The organism is Pseudarthrobacter sp. CCNWLW217 (genome assembly GCF_037203985.1).
Taxonomy (GTDB): domain Bacteria; phylum Actinomycetota; class Actinomycetes; order Actinomycetales; family Micrococcaceae; genus Arthrobacter.
This window is the reverse complement of record NZ_JBBCBT010000003.1, coordinates 37,913-55,725: the sequence shown is the minus strand read 5'-3', so window position 1 is coordinate 55,725 and position 17,813 is coordinate 37,913. Positions and strand designations below refer to the sequence as shown.

19 protein-coding genes are annotated in these 17,813 nt (G+C 66.7%); 7 read left to right on the top strand and 12 right to left on the bottom strand.

Annotation, left to right across the window (positions count from 1 at the left end; all coding sequences use genetic code 11):
- The first annotated feature begins 25 nt into the window (after nucleotides 1-25).
- The 3 genes from V9L18_RS04600 to V9L18_RS04590 all read left to right on the top strand — a co-directional run bounded on the left by V9L18_RS04600 (nucleotide 26) and on the right by V9L18_RS04590 (nucleotide 1,826).
- Nucleotides 26-463 (top strand): hypothetical protein, encoded by a 438-nt coding sequence (locus V9L18_RS04600; protein ID WP_337345994.1) that lies wholly within the window; start codon nucleotides 26-28, stop codon nucleotides 461-463.
- 60 nt (nucleotides 464-523) lie between these two features.
- Complete coding sequence (locus V9L18_RS04595) at nucleotides 524-1,123, top strand: hypothetical protein (protein WP_337345993.1); 600 nt, start codon at nucleotides 524-526, stop codon at nucleotides 1,121-1,123.
- A gap of 97 nt (nucleotides 1,124-1,220) precedes the next feature.
- Complete coding sequence (locus V9L18_RS04590; RefSeq protein WP_337345992.1) at nucleotides 1,221-1,826, top strand: hypothetical protein; 606 nt, start codon at nucleotides 1,221-1,223, stop codon at nucleotides 1,824-1,826.
- Nucleotides 1,827-1,861: 35 nt separating this feature from the next.
- Here V9L18_RS04590 and trhO read toward each other — a convergent pair whose 3' ends face one another.
- Together trhO and V9L18_RS04580 are read right to left on the bottom strand one after the other, a co-directional pair.
- Entirely contained in the window at nucleotides 1,862-2,755 is an 894-nt protein-coding gene (gene trhO, locus V9L18_RS04585; RefSeq protein ID WP_337345991.1) for an oxygen-dependent tRNA uridine(34) hydroxylase TrhO, read from the bottom strand.
- A 44-nt stretch (nucleotides 2,756-2,799) separates the two neighbouring features.
- Nucleotides 2,800-3,264: a hypothetical protein gene (locus tag V9L18_RS04580; protein WP_337345990.1), complete on the bottom strand. Its 465-nt coding sequence runs from the start codon at nucleotides 3,262-3,264 to the stop codon at nucleotides 2,800-2,802.
- 95 nt (nucleotides 3,265-3,359) lie between these two features.
- On the opposite strand from V9L18_RS04580, the gene V9L18_RS04575 reads away from it, so the two are divergent.
- Together V9L18_RS04575 and V9L18_RS04570 are read left to right on the top strand one after the other, a co-directional pair.
- Nucleotides 3,360-4,052, top strand: a complete 693-nt coding sequence (locus V9L18_RS04575) for a GNAT family N-acetyltransferase (RefSeq protein WP_337345989.1) — start codon at nucleotides 3,360-3,362, stop codon at nucleotides 4,050-4,052.
- Nucleotides 4,053-4,080: 28 nt separating this feature from the next.
- Complete coding sequence (locus V9L18_RS04570) at nucleotides 4,081-6,444, top strand: DEAD/DEAH box helicase (protein WP_337345988.1); 2,364 nt, start codon at nucleotides 4,081-4,083, stop codon at nucleotides 6,442-6,444.
- A 187-nt stretch (nucleotides 6,445-6,631) separates the two neighbouring features.
- Here the strand turns inward: V9L18_RS04570 and V9L18_RS04565 are convergent, their stop codons facing one another.
- The 7 genes from V9L18_RS04565 to ssd all read right to left on the bottom strand — a co-directional run bounded on the left by V9L18_RS04565 (nucleotide 6,632) and on the right by ssd (nucleotide 12,307).
- On the bottom strand, nucleotides 6,632-6,991 hold the full coding sequence (locus V9L18_RS04565; RefSeq protein WP_337345987.1) for an Rv3654c family TadE-like protein: 360 nt from the start codon (nucleotides 6,989-6,991) through the stop codon (nucleotides 6,632-6,634).
- Complete coding sequence (locus V9L18_RS04560; RefSeq protein WP_337345986.1) at nucleotides 6,988-7,683, bottom strand: TadE family type IV pilus minor pilin; 696 nt, start codon at nucleotides 7,681-7,683, stop codon at nucleotides 6,988-6,990. The genes V9L18_RS04565 and V9L18_RS04560 overlap by 4 nt, the downstream gene beginning before the upstream one ends.
- Nucleotides 7,680-8,012, bottom strand: coding sequence for a DUF4244 domain-containing protein (locus tag V9L18_RS04555; RefSeq protein ID WP_337345985.1), 333 nt, complete (start codon nucleotides 8,010-8,012; stop codon nucleotides 7,680-7,682). Before V9L18_RS04555 ends, V9L18_RS04560 begins: the two co-directional genes overlap by 4 nt.
- Nucleotides 8,013-8,272: 260 nt before the next feature.
- Nucleotides 8,273-8,950, bottom strand: coding sequence for a type II secretion system F family protein (locus V9L18_RS04550; protein WP_337345984.1), 678 nt, complete (start codon nucleotides 8,948-8,950; stop codon nucleotides 8,273-8,275).
- Nucleotides 8,947-9,804 (bottom strand): type II secretion system F family protein, encoded by an 858-nt coding sequence (locus V9L18_RS04545; protein WP_337345983.1) that lies wholly within the window; start codon nucleotides 9,802-9,804, stop codon nucleotides 8,947-8,949. Before V9L18_RS04545 ends, V9L18_RS04550 begins: the two co-directional genes overlap by 4 nt.
- Nucleotides 9,801-11,102 (bottom strand): TadA family conjugal transfer-associated ATPase, encoded by a 1,302-nt coding sequence (locus V9L18_RS04540; RefSeq protein WP_443197933.1) that lies wholly within the window; start codon nucleotides 11,100-11,102, stop codon nucleotides 9,801-9,803. Before V9L18_RS04540 ends, V9L18_RS04545 begins: the two co-directional genes overlap by 4 nt.
- 2 nt (nucleotides 11,103-11,104) lie before the next feature.
- Nucleotides 11,105-12,307 (bottom strand): septum site-determining protein Ssd, encoded by a 1,203-nt coding sequence (ssd, locus tag V9L18_RS04535; RefSeq protein WP_337345982.1) that lies wholly within the window; start codon nucleotides 12,305-12,307, stop codon nucleotides 11,105-11,107.
- 151 nt (nucleotides 12,308-12,458) lie between these two features.
- Here ssd and V9L18_RS04530 point away from each other — a divergent pair, with 151 nt between their 5' ends.
- A complete protein-coding gene (locus tag V9L18_RS04530; RefSeq protein ID WP_337345981.1) occupies nucleotides 12,459-14,177 on the top strand; it encodes a bifunctional 3'-5' exonuclease/DNA polymerase in 1,719 nt (572 codons plus the stop codon).
- Nucleotides 14,178-14,386: 209 nt separating this feature from the next.
- Nucleotides 14,387-14,581 carry a YegP family protein gene (locus V9L18_RS04525; RefSeq protein ID WP_337345980.1) on the top strand — a complete coding sequence of 65 codons (195 nt, stop codon included), beginning with the start codon at nucleotides 14,387-14,389 and terminating at the stop codon, nucleotides 14,579-14,581.
- 31 nt (nucleotides 14,582-14,612) lie between these two features.
- Here the strand turns inward: V9L18_RS04525 and V9L18_RS04520 are convergent, their stop codons facing one another.
- The 3 genes from V9L18_RS04520 to V9L18_RS04510 all read right to left on the bottom strand — a co-directional run bounded on the left by V9L18_RS04520 (nucleotide 14,613) and on the right by V9L18_RS04510 (nucleotide 17,526).
- Nucleotides 14,613-15,290 carry an NUDIX hydrolase gene (locus V9L18_RS04520; protein WP_337345979.1) on the bottom strand — a complete coding sequence of 226 codons (678 nt, stop codon included), beginning with the start codon at nucleotides 15,288-15,290 and terminating at the stop codon, nucleotides 14,613-14,615.
- On the bottom strand, nucleotides 15,287-16,054 hold the full coding sequence (gene nth / locus V9L18_RS04515) for an endonuclease III (protein WP_337346276.1): 768 nt from the start codon (nucleotides 16,052-16,054) through the stop codon (nucleotides 15,287-15,289). The genes V9L18_RS04520 and nth overlap by 4 nt, the downstream gene beginning before the upstream one ends.
- Nucleotides 16,055-16,161: 107 nt before the next feature.
- The gene (locus V9L18_RS04510; RefSeq protein ID WP_337345978.1) at nucleotides 16,162-17,526 is read right to left on the bottom strand and encodes a hypothetical protein; all 1,365 of its coding nucleotides are present in this window, start codon (nucleotides 17,524-17,526) and stop codon (nucleotides 16,162-16,164) included.
- Between the last annotated feature and the right edge of the window lie 287 nt (nucleotides 17,527-17,813).

Below are 17,813 nucleotides of genomic sequence, written 5' to 3'. Positions count from 1 at the left end.
TCGGCCCGCCGGGTAAGTTGGAGGTATGGCTGTTCTTCCTCCATCCTTTCCGCGTGCCCTTTCCGCGGCGGCCGCCGCCGCCGTCGTGCTGGGCGCTTCCGGCTGCGCTCAGCAGCTTTCGGTGGAGAACGCGGATGTGCCGGCCTGGAAGGCCACTGCCCTCCCGTCGGCCAGCCGCGTTGTGGCTGAGGACGCCGGAAAGATCCTCAACGCCCAGCCGGTGGACCGTACCGAGAAAGTTCCTGCCGGCAGTTACACCCTGACGCTGGTCTGCGAGGGCGGCGGCAAGGCCTTCCTCGCGGTGCGGTCCGGGGGCAAGGAACTGGCCGACCTCGGAGCGGCCTGTTACGGCACGCGGGAGTCCGTGAAGCTCACACTTGCCCAAGACGGTCCGTTGGAACTGAGCGCCTCGAGCGTTGACGCACCTCTGCTCTACGCCTACCAGCTGGTGTCCGCCGGCTAGTTTTGGGGAGCCGGCGTCCGTGTGACTTGCGGCGGCCGCGTGCATCAGTAGGCTCGGGCCATGGCACTTCTTGGGGGAACGTCCGTTGGTAACAGATCCACGTTGCGGCGAGGTAAGGCGCAAGGGCCCGCCCTGCGGGGCGTCAACGTGGCCATGGGAGCGCTGTTGGCCATGGCCATGCTTGGCGGGTGCGAGTACGCCGGTACTGACCCCCTGCCGGAGGCCAGCTCATCTGCGGCGCCGTCCGTTCCTCCGCTGACAGGCATCAGCGAGGAGGAAGCCGCACGCCAGTCGGAGCTGATGGCGGAAGTTGATGCCCTCATGGGTCCCCAACCAGACACGCATTTCTTTGGCTTTGCAGGTGGGATGCGGGGAGGATCCGGCATCAGCAGCATGGGCCTTGTACCGGACGCTGGCAATTACCCGGTCCACGCCGCCTGCGTGGAAGGGCCGGGGGCTACACTTACCATCCGCCAGGACGGGGCGGTGCTCCTCACGCAGACCCTGGAATGCGGAACGCCCTACAACGCCGTGGTTCAGCTCCAGGCCGGCGAGGTTTCGGCGGCACTTGAGCCGATTGGCGACGGCCTCGTTGGCGGCGCCGCCCGATTGGAGGCTCCCCTGGAACGTAAACTGTCCCCAGGCGTGCCGCGGAACTGACGTCCAGGAACCGGCTGGGCATCGCCGCCGCAGCTTGTCCCGGCTTGGCCCGATGGGGCCTCTGGCTTACCGGTTGGGCTGGGCCTAGAGTCAGAGTATGCCCGCGATGCAGGGGGCGCCGCCTCGCCAAAATGCGGAATCTCTTCCGGGCCCCAACCCGCCCCGGAAGGCGCCACTGCGCACCCGGGCGAGGGCCGCCGTCGTGCTGTGGGCTTCAGCCGCTCTGATGGCGGCCGCTTCACTGACCGGCTGCGAATACACCTACGACGAAGGCTGGCGGCCGCCCGATACCGTCCCCGCTCCGGCCATCACGGACCAGCGCTTCCCAAGGGATCCGCTGCGCAATGAGCCGGTCACCGAAGCCGAACTGGAGGACTGGGTGGAGGAGGAACTTCCCTACACCGAGCGGCCAGTAGTCCACACGGATTTCGGCATCCTCACCGGAGGCGAAATCAAGTCCGATACTGCGGCGGGGCTCCCTGCCGGAACGTATGCCCTGGCTTTGGTGTGCCGGAGCCAACGGCGGGTTACCTTTACCGTGCGCAGCGACGAGTTCACCCTGGTGGAGCTCAGCCTGCGCTGCGGTTCCACCCGGGAGAACGTGATCTACCTGTCCAAGGATTCAGCCCTCAGTTTCCGGGTCGAGCCCAGGTCACTGGCCAACTATGCGTATCGGCTGACCCGGCTTGGCGCCCCGGGCTGAGCATCTTCGGGCGGTGCAGCTTCAGGCAGTGAGTTTCAGGCAGTGCAGCCCTCGGGGCAGCGGAGGGTCTCCGGGCTGGCGGCACATTCGGCGCAATACAGGGTCAGCGTGCGGCAGCTCGGGTTGGAGCAGTTCTCGAACTTGCTGGTGGGGGCGGCGCAGCGGACGCATTCACCGATGGTCTTGGCGTCCTCGCTGAACTCCAGGTGCATGCGCTTGTCGAAGACGTAAAGCGAGCCTTCCCAGAGGCCCTGGTCCTTGAACGTTTCGCCATAGCGGACGATGCCGCCGTCGAGCTGGTACACCTCTTTGAAGCCGCGGTTCACCATCAGGCTGGAGAGCACCTCGCACCGGATGCCGCCGGTGCAGTAAGTGACCACTGGCTTGTCCTTAAGTTCGTCATACTTGCCGGAGTCGAGTTCCTTGATGAAGTCGTGGGTGGTTGCTACGTCAGGAACAATCGCGTCCTTGAAACGGCCAATCTGGGCTTCGAAGGCGTTCCGGCCATCGAAGAACACGACGTCGTCCCCTGCCTGCTTCCTGGCTTCGACAAGTTCGTGCAGTTCCTCCGGCTTTAGGTGGGTGCCGCCGCCCACTACGCCCTTTTCATCCACTTTTAGCTCGCCGGGGGCGCCGAAGGAGACGATCTCGTCCCTGACTTTCACGCTCAGGCGGGGGAAATCGTCCGCACCGCCGTCGGACCACTTAACGTCGATGTCGTGGAAGCCTTTGTACTCGCGGGTGGTCTTCACATACTGCTTGACCGCGCCGATCTCGCCACCCACGGTGGCGTTGATGCCGTCTTTGGAGATCAGGATGCGTCCGGTCAGCCCCAGCTTCTCGCAGAGGGCGCGCTGCCAGAGCCGCACTGCGTCCGGATCAGCGAGCGGGGTAAAGCCATAAAAGAGCACAATTCGGTTCAAAGCCACGTATTTAAGGGTACTGGCTTCACCGCGCCAGGCCGTTCCGGCGCTTAGGGTTTGCTTTGCCAGGCTGCCAATGCGGCATCACGCCTGTTCAGTGCGGTTTCGGCCACCCGGTAACACAGAACGACGACGCCGAAGCTCACCGCGGTTGCCGACGCAGAGACGGCGAAGGTGTCGCCGCTGCTGGCTGCGACGGCTGCGGCCCCGCCTCCCACAAGATACGGCACCAGGAAAAGGACCAGCGCGGCCAGCAGTCCGCCCAGTCCTGGCCGTTCCACGCCTTCCGGATCCGGGCGGGATCCCAGGAAGTCCACGGGCCGCTTCAGTTTCCGGTGGATAAGGGCGCCAGCGACCAGCGGCATGATCCCGCAGGCAAGCCAGGCCCAGTAGCTGAGGCCGGTGGCTGCTTCCCAGTACCGGGCGCTCCCCACAATTGCGATGGTCGCGCCGATGCACACGAGCACGGACAGTGGAAGCCTTGACGAGGTGGGGTGGTCATTTTCCGGCAGCATCCGGTCAGTCTCGTCTCATCACAATTGCATAAGCAAGTCATATCGGGGTACTGCACCCCCTGTTGCTTGTGACAGCGCTGGAATACTCTCATCACATGAGTCCGGACGCCTTGGTTGAAGACATCACACACCTTCTTGAAGTCTGGGTTGCCGGCTGGGCCGGCTGCCGGGGCTACCAGACTGCCACCGAAGGGAGGTTTCCTGCGGCCCTGAGAAAAGACACCACCGGGGACTGGGAATACTTCGCCCACGATCCGTCGGACGATGAGTTTGCGGCTTTGGTGGCCAAGACGGCCGAAGCTCCGGCGAGGATCCTGACCGTCCTGACGAACGACGTCGCGCGCTACACAAACCTGGCGCAAAAACACGGCCTGAACGTGACCTCCGACTCCCAAACCATGATGATCGTGGACATGGAAACCCAGGACGCCGAGGATCCCTGGCTCTCAGATGACGATCTCTCCCTGTCAACGTCCGAACTGGATCGCGTGCACCACGCCGTGGTCCGTTCCGGTGAGAGGGTCGCCGCCAGCGGCAGGGTATTCGTAGTGGGCGACACCGCGGTTTTCGACAAGATCGTGACCGAACCGGCCTTCCAGCGGCGCGGCCTGGGCAGCTTCATCATGAAGGCGCTGGCGGCGCAGGCGTTCGAGCATGACGTGGAGAATGGCCTGCTGCTCGCCTCGCGTGACGGGCAGAAACTGTATTCGCACCTGGGCTGGTCCAACGTGTGCCGGGTCCTGATGCTGTCCAGGTCGAATGAAGGGGCCGACTTGTCGGTCGGGTAATTTTTCCCCGAGTGACAGAATGTTGTGGGTGATCCCCCATGACTCCCTGATTCCCTTACTGGGCCGCGGCCCAGACCCGGAACAGCTGCGTCATGTCCGTACGATTCCTGCCCGGAATGCTGTCCATGCGCCGTGGCCGGACTGGGCTCATCCGGACTTGGTGGCAGCATATGGCTCCTTGGGGATTCATGAACCATACCGGCACCAGGTTGAGGCCGCCGACCTTGCCCATGGCGGCGAACACGTTGTTATAGCCACCGGCACAGCCTCCGGGAAATCGCTGGCGTACCAGCTGCCGGCACTGGATGCCATCCACCGCTCCGAACTCCGGGTCCTGTCCGAGCCCGGAAAAATCCACGACGACGGCGCCGTGACGCTCTACCTATCCCCCACCAAGGCCCTGGCGGCCGACCAATTGGCTGCCATCCGCTCCCTGAAGCTGCCCACCGTCAGGGCTGAAACCTATGACGGCGACACCGACCCCGCGTCCCGCCGCTGGATCCGTGACCATGCGAACGTGATTCTCGCGAACCCGGACATGCTCCACTTCGGGATCCTGCCCAACCATGCCTGGTGGGCAAGCTTCTTCCGGCGGCTGCGGTACGTGATCGTGGACGAAGCCCACAGTTACCGGGGCGTGTTCGGCTCCCACGTGGCCAACCTGATGCGGAGGTTGCGCCGAGTTTGTGCGTACTACGGTGCTGGAACCTCCCAGCCCGAGCCTGTGTTTATCGCCGCTTCCGCCACCGCGTCGGAGCCGGGGACGTCCTTCGGGCGGTTGATCGGGGCCCCGGTCCGAGCCGTCGACCAGGACTGTTCCCCGCACGGCGCCACCACCGTGGCATTCTGGGAGCCGGCGCTGACGGAACTCAAGGGTGAGAACGGCGCCAGGGAGCGGCGGACCGCTGTTGCCGAAACGGCGGACCTGCTGGCAAACCTCGTCTCGGCACGGATCCGGACCATCGCCTTCATCAAGTCCCGGCGTGGTGCGGAGACCATCTCCTCGATCACGAAACGCCTCCTGGACGAGGTGGACCCCAGCCTGCCGCAGCGTGTGGCGGCGTACCGCTCCGGATACCTGCCCGAAGAACGGCGTGCCCTGGAGAAGGCCCTCCGCTCCGGAGAACTCCTGGGAGTCTCGAGCACCTCCGCGCTGGAGCTCGGGATCGACATTTCGGGACTGGATGCGGTGCTGGTGGCGGGCTGGCCGGGCACCAGGGCCTCCCTGTTCCAGCAGATCGGCCGGGCTGGCCGCGCGGGCCAGGACGCCATTGCCGCTTTTGTGGCAAGCGACGACCCGCTGGACACCTACTTGGTGAACCATCCCGAGGCGATTTTTGATGTTTCGGTTGAAGCCACGGTTTTCGATCCTTCCAATCCTTACGTGTTGGGGCCGCACCTGTGCGCTGCGGCGGCGGAGCTGCCACTGGGTGTGTCCGAGCTAGGCCTCTTCGGCGGCACGGCGGAGAAACTGCTGGGTCAGCTAGTGACCCAGGGCTACCTGCGGCGCCGGCCCGCAGGCTGGTTCTGGACGCACTCGCAAAGCGCCGCCGCCATGGTGAACCTCCGAGCCGATGGTGGCGGCCCAGTGAGCATTGTCGACGCGGACACCGGCTCCCTTCTGGGAACGATGGACTCCCCGCAAACGCACTACCAAGCACACACCGGGGCCGTGTACGTCCATCAGGGTGACAGTTACGTGGTGGAGGACCTGAACGAGGATGAGCACTGCGTGATTGTCCGGCGTGCAAATCCCGATTACTACACAACCGCCCGTGACGTGACCCAAATCGAAGTGCTGGAGACGCTGCGCACGGCTCAGTGGGGCGACGTGGCCGTGCACTTCGGCGATGTGAAAGTGACAACGCAGGTGGTCTCCTTCCAGCGGAAAGCACTGATCTCGAATGAAATCCTGGGTGAGGAGCCCCTGGAGCTGGGAGCCCGGGACCTGTTCACCAAGGCCGTCTGGTTCGTTGTGGACAACCGGTCCCTGACCGGTGCCGGGCTCATCGAGGCGCAGTTCCCTGGCGCCCTCCACGCTGCCGAACACGCCGCCATCGGGCTTCTGCCGCTGGTGGCTTCCAGCGACCGCTGGGATATCGGCGGGGTTTCCACTGCCATCCACGCCGACACCGGCGTGCCCACCATTTTTGTGTATGACGGGCACCCCGGCGGTGCAGGGTTCGCCGAACGCGGCTTCGACAAGGCCAAGGTGTGGCTCGCCGCTACCCGGGACGCCATCGAAGCCTGCGAATGCGAGGCCGGCTGCCCGTCGTGCGTGCAGTCTCCCAAGTGCGGGAACAAGAATAATCCGCTGGACAAGACGGCTGCGATCACTCTCATCGATGTCCTGCTCAAGGACGCCAGCGAGTCGCTTTCCCTCCCCGTGTAGCCCTTCTCGCCGTAGCCCTTCGCCGTGGAGCGCCCAACCGCCGGGCCCTCAAGGGCGTGAGCTTTCGGGATCGCGAGCTTTCGGGATCGCGAGCTTTCGGGATCGCGAGCTTTCGGGATCGCGATCTTTCGGGATCGTGAGCTTTCGGGGCTGTGAGTACTCCAAGCGTTGGGTCCTCCCGGCAGTTCTAGGGCGGCGGCCCCGCCCTCGCGCGGCCGGTGGCCGTCCCGAGCATGGTCCTTGCGATGAGTTCGGTCCTCACTTCGATGGTCTGGCCCGCGCCTTCGCTGCAGCTGACCACTCTGGCGGCGTTCCGGCTGGCCACTTGCTCGGCCACTACGCACGGCTCCCCCACCATGAGGCCGCGGAGGGCGTCGGCCGCGGCCAAAGCGGAAAGGTCCGCCGCTGCTGCGGCCCTGCTGGCCATCACCGCGGACTGGGCCAGCAATAGCACCAATGCCATGGCCATGATCACCACCAGCGCCAGCCCGGCTGCCAGGACCGTTCCGGATCCGCGCTCAGGCTGGTCCAGGAAGCTCCGGCTCATGCCATATCCGCCAACCAACGCGGCTTGTGCCAGAGGGGCCTTGGCCTGTCAGGGGCCCGTGGAGGCGGCCCTGGTGCGATCGCCTCCCCTGCAGGCTGCCCATGTGCGATCGCCTCCCCTGCAGGCCGCCCAAGTGCGATCACGTCCCGTAAAGTCGACCCTCCTGAGATCACATCCCCCGTAAGCGGCGGCCCAGATGCGATCACGTCCCGTGAAGTCGACCCTCCGGCAATCACGTCCCGAATAGTCCCGCCCCTTGCAGCCGGACCAGGCGTATCCGACCCACGGGAGCCAGTCGTTTCGTTCCGAGCCGAAGCACCGGCAGTTAATGTCCACGGCACCATTGATCCCAGCGGTCCAGCCACTCTGTCGGCGACGGTGACGCTGACCCATTCGCCGTCGGCAACAATGGCCGCTGTGGCCGAAGCCCCGGCCAGCCGTCTCACGATCGCTTCGGCCGCTGCCGGACTTTCGCCGCGGGCGAGTGCCCTGGCGCCGGCAAGCGCTGCCTCTTCAAGCCGCAGTTGGGTGGCCCCCGCGGCTGCACCCGCCAGTAGGAGCGCCAAGAGCAGCAGCACAGCCGGGAGCGCTACGGCAAATTCCGCAGTCAATGCACCCCGGGAGTCCCCCGGGCCAGGGAGGCAACAGCCGAACCAGGGATCGGGCCGGAACGGGGGCCGCACGCCGGTCATGGCAAGGCCAGCGCCGTACGGATAAGGTTCAGCAAGAAGCCACGCACTTCGTCACTCCGCAGGATGAACACCAGCAGACCGGCGAATCCCACGGCTGCGAGTGTGGCGATGGCGTACTCGGCGGTAGCCATGCCCGCGTCCGATCCGAGGTGGCGCATGCGGCCGCGGCGGTATCCCCTGCCCCTCCCGGCACCCGGGAAAAGCTCAACGACGTTGCTGGTCACTTCGGCCCCGGTACCCGGCTCCTGTGCCGCGGGCCCCGCCTCGACAGTGATTTCGTCGGCGGAGACCCTGTGTTCCGTGGCATCAACGGCAGAGCTTTGGTTCATCAACATGGTGTTTTTCCCTTCAGGTTGTCCGGCCCGGTTGCCGGCACTTCCGACTCTTCCGGGCCGGGACGGCGCCGGTAAGGGACCGGCTGCCCTAAGTGGATAAGCAAGAGAATGTCCCTGTTGTGGAGGAAAGGTTCCGACGTGGCGCCACCAGGCCGGGACGGCACAATGAGTGACGGTTCAAAAGACGATCGTCCCGCAGGATAGGACGAAGCCCTGGTCGTGGCAGGAGGTTGGACGGCCGGAAGGCTGAGCGGTCAGGAGGGCACCAGTGCGAGGAGGACTGGAACAACTCCAAGGCAGATGAAAGCGGGCAGGGAGCACAGGCCGAGGGGAATGACCAGCTTCACGCCGAGCGACGCCGCGCGTTTCTCTGCGGCGCGGAAGCGCTCACGCCGGATCCTTGCCGCCTGGGCATAGAGGATGGCCGAGGAGGGAGCGCCTGTCAGTGCGGCGAATCCCAGTGCATCCCGCATTTCCAGGATCTCCGGCAGGTGGGCTTGCGAACTGCGCCAGGCCGTTCCCCAGTCCGCCCCAATGGCCAGTGCGGAGACGACAGGCTGTAGTGAAAGGCGGTACGCCGGGGAAGCTGCTGCGGCGACGAGTTCCAGTGAACGTCCCACTCCGGAGCCCGCGCCCAGCATGGCGGCCACCAGTTCCAGCATCATGGCAGTATCCCGCAAGCCATCGCTGCCGCCAACGGAGCTGAAGGAGCCTTCCCGGGGCCTGCCGCCGCCCGTCATTCCACCCGAATTGCCGCCGTTCTCGACGCGTTCACTTCCTCGTCCGTCCAAAGCCGCCGGGCGCGGTCCCGTTCCAGCCACCGGGCCGAGGCTCCTGAGCCGTTTCCCAGCACGCCCCGGCCCGGCGAATGCCAGGACCGCCGCGGCGGCCAGGCATCCCAGCACCACAGCGGCCGGCAAAAAATCGGTCATGACACGCCCGCTCCGGCGGCCGCCCGGACCAGCCTGGCGGACCAGATCCGGCCGGTGACGGTGAGGACCAGTCCGGCCGCCAAGGAGGCCAGGCCCAGAGGTGTCCCTACCAGAATGGCCACCGGGTCCACTCCCAAGGCGATGCCCAGCCCAAGTCCCATCAGTGGAAGCCAGGTCAACAGGCTCACCGTTGCCCTGGGACCGGCCAGGGCCGTCTGGCGGGCCGCTTCGGCGTCGTCCTCGACCTCCAGCTGGGCGGCAAACCGCGTCAGCACGTCAGCGAGCGGGCAACCACTGGCCTCAGCCATGTCAAAGCATGCGGCGAGCTGGACCCAGATTTGTGGTTCCCTGCCTCCCGCGCGCCAAAAGGCCACGGGGACAGCACTCCTGATGGCGTTTGACACGGGCGCGCCGCGCAAGGCGGCTGCGCGTGCCGTACCGAGCACGGCAACGGAGCATGGGTTGAGGCCGGGGCCCGGACAAGCACCCGCTTCATTGCCACCAAGACTGGCAGGATCCGACTGCGCCGAGTACAGGGACCACAGCTCGTCCCAGAGCCGCGCCGGGACCCTGCCGCCTGTGAGCAGCGCCGCCAACTGTTGAACCAGAAGGGTCAACGAGATACTGCCCGGCGTCTTGCTTTTCCGACGCATGAGCCCTGCCAGCGCACCGCGGCCGGCGTAAAAATCGCTCGCTGACCTTCCACGGCTGCGGAGACTGAACACAACTGCGCCACTCGCAGCCCCGCCGGATGCGCGGCCTACGGCACGGTGGAACCGGGCTGCTGCAGTCCGGGCCGGCCGCAGGAACAGCCACACAGCCAGGAAGAGGCAGCCGGCAAGGAGGGCAGTCACGCCGGGGTTCCGGTGAGGGGTTCATCCAGCCCCAGCCGGCTGGCCAACAGGCGCCACGCCGGGCCCGGAGTGGCTTCTCCGCGACGTATCTCCAGGGCAGGAAGGACGGCTAGGACGCCCTGGTTCTCTGCCATCAGGCCGATGCACGCCACCCGACGGCCCCGGGGCGGCCTGTCCACGTGGATGACAACGTCGAGGGCGCTGGATGCCTGAAGCCGTACCGCATCCTGCCCCAGCCCGGCCAGCGCCCCCAGTGCAGTCAGGCGGGCAGGGACGGCTGTAGCTGTGTTCGCGTGAATTGTTCCACCGCCACCGGAGTGGCCGGTGTTCATCGCCGTCAGCAGTTCCCGCACTTCGGCGCCGCGGCATTCGCCCACCACCAGCCTGTCGGGCCGCATCCGTAGCGCCTGGCGGACCAGCTCGCCCAGGTCCACTTCCCCGCCGCCTTCGAGGTTTCCGTGTCGGGACTCCAGGGAAACAATGTGAGGGTGTACTGGGTTTAGCTCTGAGGCGTCCTCGATCAGGACCATGCGCTCGTGGGGGGAGCACAGGCCGAGCATCGTGGACAGCAGCGTGGTCTTGCCTGAGCCGGTGGCGCCGCTGATGAGGAAGCTCAGCCGGTGCTCCACCACGCGTTCCAGTACTTCCTGGACGGTCTCGTCGAACATGCCACCGGACCGCAACTCGTCCATGGTGAACACCTGCTCCCGCCGGATGCGGACGCTCAACAGGGTGCCACCTGTGGAGATCGGCGGGAGGACCGCGTGGACGCGGTAGCCGCCGTCGAGCCTGACGTCCACACAGGGCGAGCCGTCGTCAAGGCGCCGCCCGCCGGCCGCGACCAGCCTGGACGCCAATGCCCGCACCTGGCCCTCACTGGCGAAGGCCACAGCAGAGCGTTCCAGCCCGTTTCCCCGGTCCAGCCACACGGAGTCGGGTGCGTTGACGAAAATGTCCGTCACGGCCGGATCCCGGGTGAGCTCCTGAAGCGGGCCCAGGCCGTTGAGCTCGGCGCTGATCCGTTCCGCGGCGGCGAGGGCGCCTGCCGTTCCCAGCATTTTCCCGGTGGCCTGGACAGCTGCGGCCACCCGGGAAGCCGTCAACGGCCCCGACTCCGCCATCACTGATTCTCGTACCGACTCCAGCAGGCCTGAGTCCAGTCCCCTGGAGCCGCCGGCCCGTGAATCGAGGGCCCGTGAATCACGGACGCGTGCCTGGCGCCGGGCGCCCGCCGGTGCTGCAGCGGATGCTCTGGACGCCGCGGACCCAGCGGACGCAGCAAAAAAGGAAGACGGCACGCTCACGGCAAACCGCCTGCTGCGAGTTCGCCGTCGAGCAGGTCCAGGACAGCGGCAGCAAAGTGCCTCACGCTGCGGCGTTTGCCCAGCTCAAGGAGGCGTCCGCTCTCTGATGCGCCCGTGACGCCGCGGAGGTCAGGGACCCGGCCGTGGACGGGCAGCCCGACGGCATCGGAGATCAGTGCACTGTCCAGGGCCGCGCCGGGCTTCCCGCGGACCAGGAGGGCAGCCTCCACGGGCGGAAGCTCCTGAAGCAGGCGGGCTGAAGCCACCGCAGCCTTCAGCTGGGCAGGGAGCACCACCAGGATGCGGTCGCAGTCCCAGGCGAAGGTGTGCAACGGCTCGGCGCCGCGGCCGATGTCCACCACCACCAGCTCGTAGCCGCGCCGGGCGGCATCGAGAACTCCGCCGGTGGCTGCGGCGTCCACTGGCGCGGGACGCTCCCGGCTCCCGGGCCAGGACAGGAAGGAGAAACCACCTGTTACGGGGAGGGAATCCGCCAGCTGACCGGGATCGATGCTGCCGCTTGCCTCGGACAAGTCCGGCCAGCGGAGTCCCGGCATTTCCTCAGCGGCCAGTGCCAGCTCAAGGCCCCCGCCCCACGGGTCACCGTCCACCAGAAGCACGCGAACGCCCATTCCGGCGGCCGCCTGGGCGATCCAGATGGCTGCTGTGGTTGCCCCCGCCCCGCCGCATCCGCCGGTGACGCCGAGCACCAGGCCTCCGGCCTGCGGCGAACGCGACCTGCTGAGGTACTCGGCCAGCCAAGCCGCGGCATCGGGCAGGACGGCTACACGTTCCGCGCCGAGGGCCGCCGCCAAGTGCCACAGGCTGTCGCCTTCCCCGTTAAGGCCAACCAACACGGCGGGAGCCCGGCGCCTGGGCGGCAGTTCGCGGACATCGCTGCCGACGAGTACGGCAGAGGAGGAATCCCAGTACCTGGCAGCCTCTACGACACCGGCCACCACCCTTAGCCGGGCGCCTGCGGCCGCGACGATGCGCTCCACCTCACCTTGCAGAAAGTCGAATCCAGTCACGAGCAGAACCTCCGCAGCCTCCTCCGGCAGCCATGCGCCCGGATCGGGGCCGCGGACAGGGGCCGCGTGGCCGTCCGACCCGGCCCGCTCCCCCGCTGCCTTGCGCCGTGCGGCCGTGACGGCAGTGGCCGAACCTGACGGTGGCGGTGTTTGCTGATGCCTGCTCATAGGGCAACTCTCATGGGCCGCGCGCAAAACCGTAACCAGTGATCGGCCCTATGTGGACAAACGCGCGCGGCCGACTCCTGTGGAGGACAACCGCGGACGGTAACAGGACACCCGGCAAAAGGGCAGCCCCTAGACAGGGCAGAATTGTCGTATGTACCTGCTGCTCGCCGCCCACCCCCAAGGCGCAGCCCTCCAGGAACTTACCCAGGCGGGAGACCCTCACCCCAACACCCCGGAACCGCGCGTGCTCGGCACGGCCGAGCTCGCCGCCGTCGTACGCCACCTCGAAAGCCGGCCGAACGGCGGTCCGCCGCCGCGTTGGATCTGGCACCGCACCCAGGACTGGTACCCCGCCCTGTTGGCGTCCGGCGTCGAGCTGGACCGCTGTTACGACCTCAGTCTTTGTGGCAACATCCTCGCCTGTTCCGAGTTCACGGCGCACACGGGCTACGCCCAAAACGCCGAAAAAATCACGCTGGATGAGGACCTCCAGCCTCCCCGGGCCCTCCAGCCGCCCGCACCGCCCGCAGAGCAGGGCGCGTTGTTCGAAGACCTGGGCCACGGCGCAGCGCCCAGGCACACAGCCGAAGAACTCCGGGCCGAATACGCCGCCCAGCAGGCAGCCCTGGCGGCAGCAACCCCCGGCGAGAACCGCCCCAAACGGCTCCAGCTCCTCCTCGCTGCCGAATCCGCCGCCGCGATGATCGCCGCCGAAATGCAGCATGCCGGCGTCCCTTGGCGGGAGGACCTGCACGAGAATATCCTCACCGATTACTTGGGGCCGCGCCCGCCATCCGGCCACCGTCCGGCCAAGCTCGAAGCCCTCAACACCGAGCTGCGGGGCCTGCTCAGCGCACCCGGGCTGAATCCGGATTCGCCGCAGGAACTGATGCGTGCCCTGCACCGTAACGGCATCGAAGTCAAGAGCACACGGCAGTGGGAGCTGAAGGAATCCAGCCACCCCGCCATTGAACCGCTGCTGGCCTACAAGAAGCTCTCCCGCCTGCACACGGCTAACGGCTGGACCTGGCTGGACGCATGGGTGGACAAGGGGCGGTTCCGGCCCGAGTACGTAGTGGGCGGGGTTGTCTCGGGCCGCTGGGCATCGCGCGGCGGCGGGGCGCTCCAGATTCCGCGGCAGATCCGCGGCGCGGTGCATGCCGATCCGGGCTACAAGCTCATTGTGGCGGATGCTTCCCAGCTGGAGCCCCGCGTCCTGGTCGCACTGGCCCAGGACGCCAAAATGGCCGAGGCTGCGCGGGACAAGGACCTGTACGCCGGCATCGCCGCCCAAGGATTCGGCGGTGACCGTGCAAAAGCCAAGGTGGCCCTCCTCGGCGCCATCTACGGTGCCACCACGGGCGAATCCGGGCGGCTGATGCCCCAGCTGGCGAAGACCTACCCGCGCGCCGTGGGCTTCGTGGAACAGGCGGCGCGGGACGGTGAAGCCGGCGGGACGGTCACCACCAGGCTGGGCCGCAGCAGTCCGCCACCGTCACGGCAGTGGTTTCAGAGCCAGCAATCCAGCACGGCCGAGGAACAGCGCAGCGCCGAATCGATCGCGCGCTCCCGCGGCCGGTTCACCCGGAACTTCGTGGTGCAGGGATCGGCGGCGGACTGGGCAGCCTGCTGGCTCGCGGAATTACGACGGCGGCTGCGAGCCATGCGCGCGGAAGGTTTCGGACACGCGGAGCTGGTGTTCTTCCTGCACGACGAGGTGATGGTCCATGCGCCTGAAGCTCAGGTCAACGCGTGCATCGCGGCAATTGAAGACGCGGCCAGCGCCGCCAAGGAGCTTTTGTTCGGGTCCATCCCGGTGGAGTTCCCGGTCAGCGTGGCCGTGGTGGACTCGTACGACAACGCCAAATAGGCCGCCCCGCAGGATTCCGGCACCCTAGCGGTCCGGTGGCGTCCTCCTCCAGTCACAGGCCATAGAACCGTCACAGGGCGCCCAGCGAAGTAACCTACCCGGGAGTAGTTGGCCGACCCCATGTGAGCCGCGTTACAGTCAATTAACGGGCTCAAGCAGGCGGGTCAAGCAACACATGCAAAGATGCATACCCAGGGGAGGTCCGGCACATGGCGGGCAGATTCGAAATACACCGCGTGGGTGACGAGGCCTACAGGCTCCGTCTCACCGACGCTGACGGCAACATTGTGGCGGTTTCGCCGAATTTCAGGCACGTTGGAGCATTGCTCGAGGGCATCAAGGCCGTCCGCGAGAATGCAGCTACCGGAATCGTGGTGGATCTCCGGCAGCAGCCCCAGTCTTAATGGAACTGACCGGCGGCAAGGGTGGCGCCGGTCAGATCATGATGTTGTGCAGGCGGGACTGGTCCCAAGGGACGGCCCAGCCCAACTGCTCAAAGAGCCCGTTGAGCACAATGCCTGTGAAGCCCCACACCACCACTCCGTTGACGGTAAAGGCCGGGCTATTGAACGTGCGCCCGGCGCGGCTGACGGTGGACATGACCCGGTTGTCCGGGTCCAGCAGGTCCCGGACCGGGATCCGGAAAACCTGTGCGGATTCCCCGTAGTCCACCACCCGCACCGGCGATGGCGAGGCCCACCAGGCCAGCACCGGCGTCACGAGGAAGTTGCTCCGTGCCAGCCCGAGCTCCTGCAGCGTGCCAAGGACTTCCACCCCTCCGGAGTCCAAGCCGGTTTCTTCCTCCGCTTCGCGCAGCGCCGCCTCCACCGGCGTTTCCCCCGGATCGATACTGCCACCTGGAAACGCGACCTGGCCGGGGTGCGACTCCAGGGTGTGTGCGCGTTCCAGCAGCAGGACGTCGAGGTCGGCCGGGGCGAGTGGCTTGCCGGACGATGCGGGGACGGTGTCCAAAACACCGAAGAGCATCAGTACGGCCGCCCTGCGCGCAATGCGTTCGTCCACAGTCAGCGCGGCCCAGAGGGCATCGGGTTCGGGGGCGTTGCCTGCTTCGGTCCGCTGTACGAGGTCGATCAGGTCCTCACGTGCGCTCACGGAACCCGTTTCTGTGATTCCATCCGGATTTCCGCGGCGCGGTGCGTCTCAGCCAGCAACTGGGCCAGCAGCTGTTCGCTGCCGGGAGCAAGCTCGTATTTCAGCAGTTTGGCGGCTTTGGCGGGATCGGTCTCGCCCAGGCCGTAGCTGGGGCACCAGTTGGCCACCGGGCAGGCCCCGCAGGCCGGCTTCCGCGAATGGCAGACCCGCCGCCCGTGGAAGACCACGCGGTGCGAGAGCATAGTCCAGTCCCTGGGTTCGAACAGCTCGCCGACGTCGAATTCGATCTGGACAGGATCCTCGGAGCCGGTCCAGCCAAAGCGGCGTGCCAGGCGTCCGAAGTGCGTGTCCACAGTGATGCCTGGGACGCCAAAGGCATTGCCCAGCACCACGTTCGCCGTCTTGCGGCCCACCCCCGGGAGGGTCACAAGGTCCTCAAGCCTGGACGGCACCACACCGTTGTATTCATCCACCAGGCGGGTGCCCAGCGCAATCAGGCTCCGGGTTTTTGCCCGGAAGAACCCGGTGGGTTTGATGATTTCTTCCATGACGGCCGGGTCTGCCTCGGCCATTGCGCGGGCGTCGGGGTACTTGGCGAACAGCACCGGGGTGATCTGGTTGACGGTGACGTCGGTGGTCTGCGCGGACAGGACAGTGGCCACAAGCAGCTCAAAGGGGCTCCGGAAATCGAGCTCCGCGTGAGCGTAGGGGTACTTCTCAGCCAGAGCCTTGTTGATGCGCCGCGCGCGGCGCTTCAGGGCCAGGAGGGACTCGTTCGAGACCTTGGGTCCGGACGCCGCCGCCGTTGGCCCCGGCGCAGCCCCCCGGGCCGCGCCGTTCCTTGAAGTACGTGAAGTGGCCACCGGGCCGGCTAACCGCGCTCGATGTTGCTCAGGTCGCGCAACACGCCCACGCGGCCGTCGGTGTGCTGGACCAGGAACTCGTGGCCCCGATCCTCGAGTGCCAGGACCCAGCCGCCCGGCTCAATGACGAAGGCGGGGGCACCGGTCCGGGGATCAACGGCCGTCCGGTGCTGTGCGACGGCGAACCAGAAGGCCTCGTGGACGGGGTGCTCCTCGGATTCCTCGGGGCGGCTTGCCGGATCCACCGTGGCGCCAATGGGCTCTTCCTTGCGAACCTGCGGGTGGACGGCCGTGGCTGGAATGGGATCGGACGCCTGGCGGGCCGGCGTGACCGCCGGGGTATCGTTCCCGTGGGCCTCATCTGCTGCGGCAACCACTGCGGGAGGTACGACGTCGGCTGCCTGGGTTGGGGGCCCAAAGTCACCTTCTGAAGGCCATTCGGATACCTCGGGGGCCGACGAGACGGCTGCCGTGTCGGCGGCGCGGGACTGCACAGGCTGTGCTTTCTGCGCGGGCGCCGGCACCTGCTGTGCTGGCTGCGCCTCCTGCGGGGACGGCTGTACAGGCGCGTACGGCGAGGTTCCCGGCGTCGTCACCGTCTGGGGTCCTGTGTGTCCAATGGAACTGGAAACAACCGAAGAACCGGCTGCAGCAGCCGGACCCGTGGAAAATCCTGTTGCACCAGTGGCAGCACCGGGAACAGCGGCATGATCCTTGTCCGGTGAAGCGCCTGACACGGGCTTAGCTTCCTCCGGGGCAGTGGGTTCCTTCGGGGCCTTGGGCGTGCGCGGTTTAGGCAGCGGAACGGCAGACTCGCGGGCCACCACGTGGGCCGGGACCTCCTGACGCCCTTCGAAGTCGCTGGCGAAGTACGGAATGAACCTGCCCAGCACGGTGGCCGCAAACAGGACGACGGAGCCGATCAGTCCTGCCAGCAGGGCGGGGTGGTAGTCGCTGGCTACGGACAGGAAGAAGAACGCAACCGAGAAGGACGCCACCACGGACGCGAACTGGTCGACGGACAGCGATCCGATCCGGACCTTCGTGGCGGGCGCAAGCCTGCGGGCCGCAAAGAGTGCGCTGACGATCAGCGGCAGGACGATTCCCAGCCCGAGGAAGAACAGGTTACCCACGTTCCAGAGATTGAACCTGGTGAGGAAGACCGGCAGCAGGGAGGTGACAAAAAGAATGAGGGTGGCGGCGAAGACGGTGAGGTCACGGACTGTGAAGTGCCCCAGAACTGCCTGGTGCCGGGAGCTGGCCTTCCCGATGGCTGGCTCCGGCTGGCCTTTCCCCGCGCTGCTCCCGGACGAGCCGTCAGGTCCGGCCGCTGTTGCACGGCCGGTTGTCTGGCCGAAGCTCTGCTGGTTCATTCTGTTCTCCTTAGCGTGGCGGCACGGGACCTTGCGGTCCCACAAACCGTGCCGTCTGAAACGGTGTTGCCGGCCGGGTCACCCGCAACGCTGTTACCCGGCCGGACGGTTCCGTCGAAAGTCACAATTCAATCTCAGCCTAGCCAACAGCCTTGGCGATCACTAGCCGAAGGGTTGGCTGCGTGGCGTCCCCGGCGAGTGGGCGAAACCATTCACCGCTTAATAAACGCCGCTCACGGGCACCTCTGTGACAGGGCACACACAGCTGCGGACTCAAGCATTAGTCT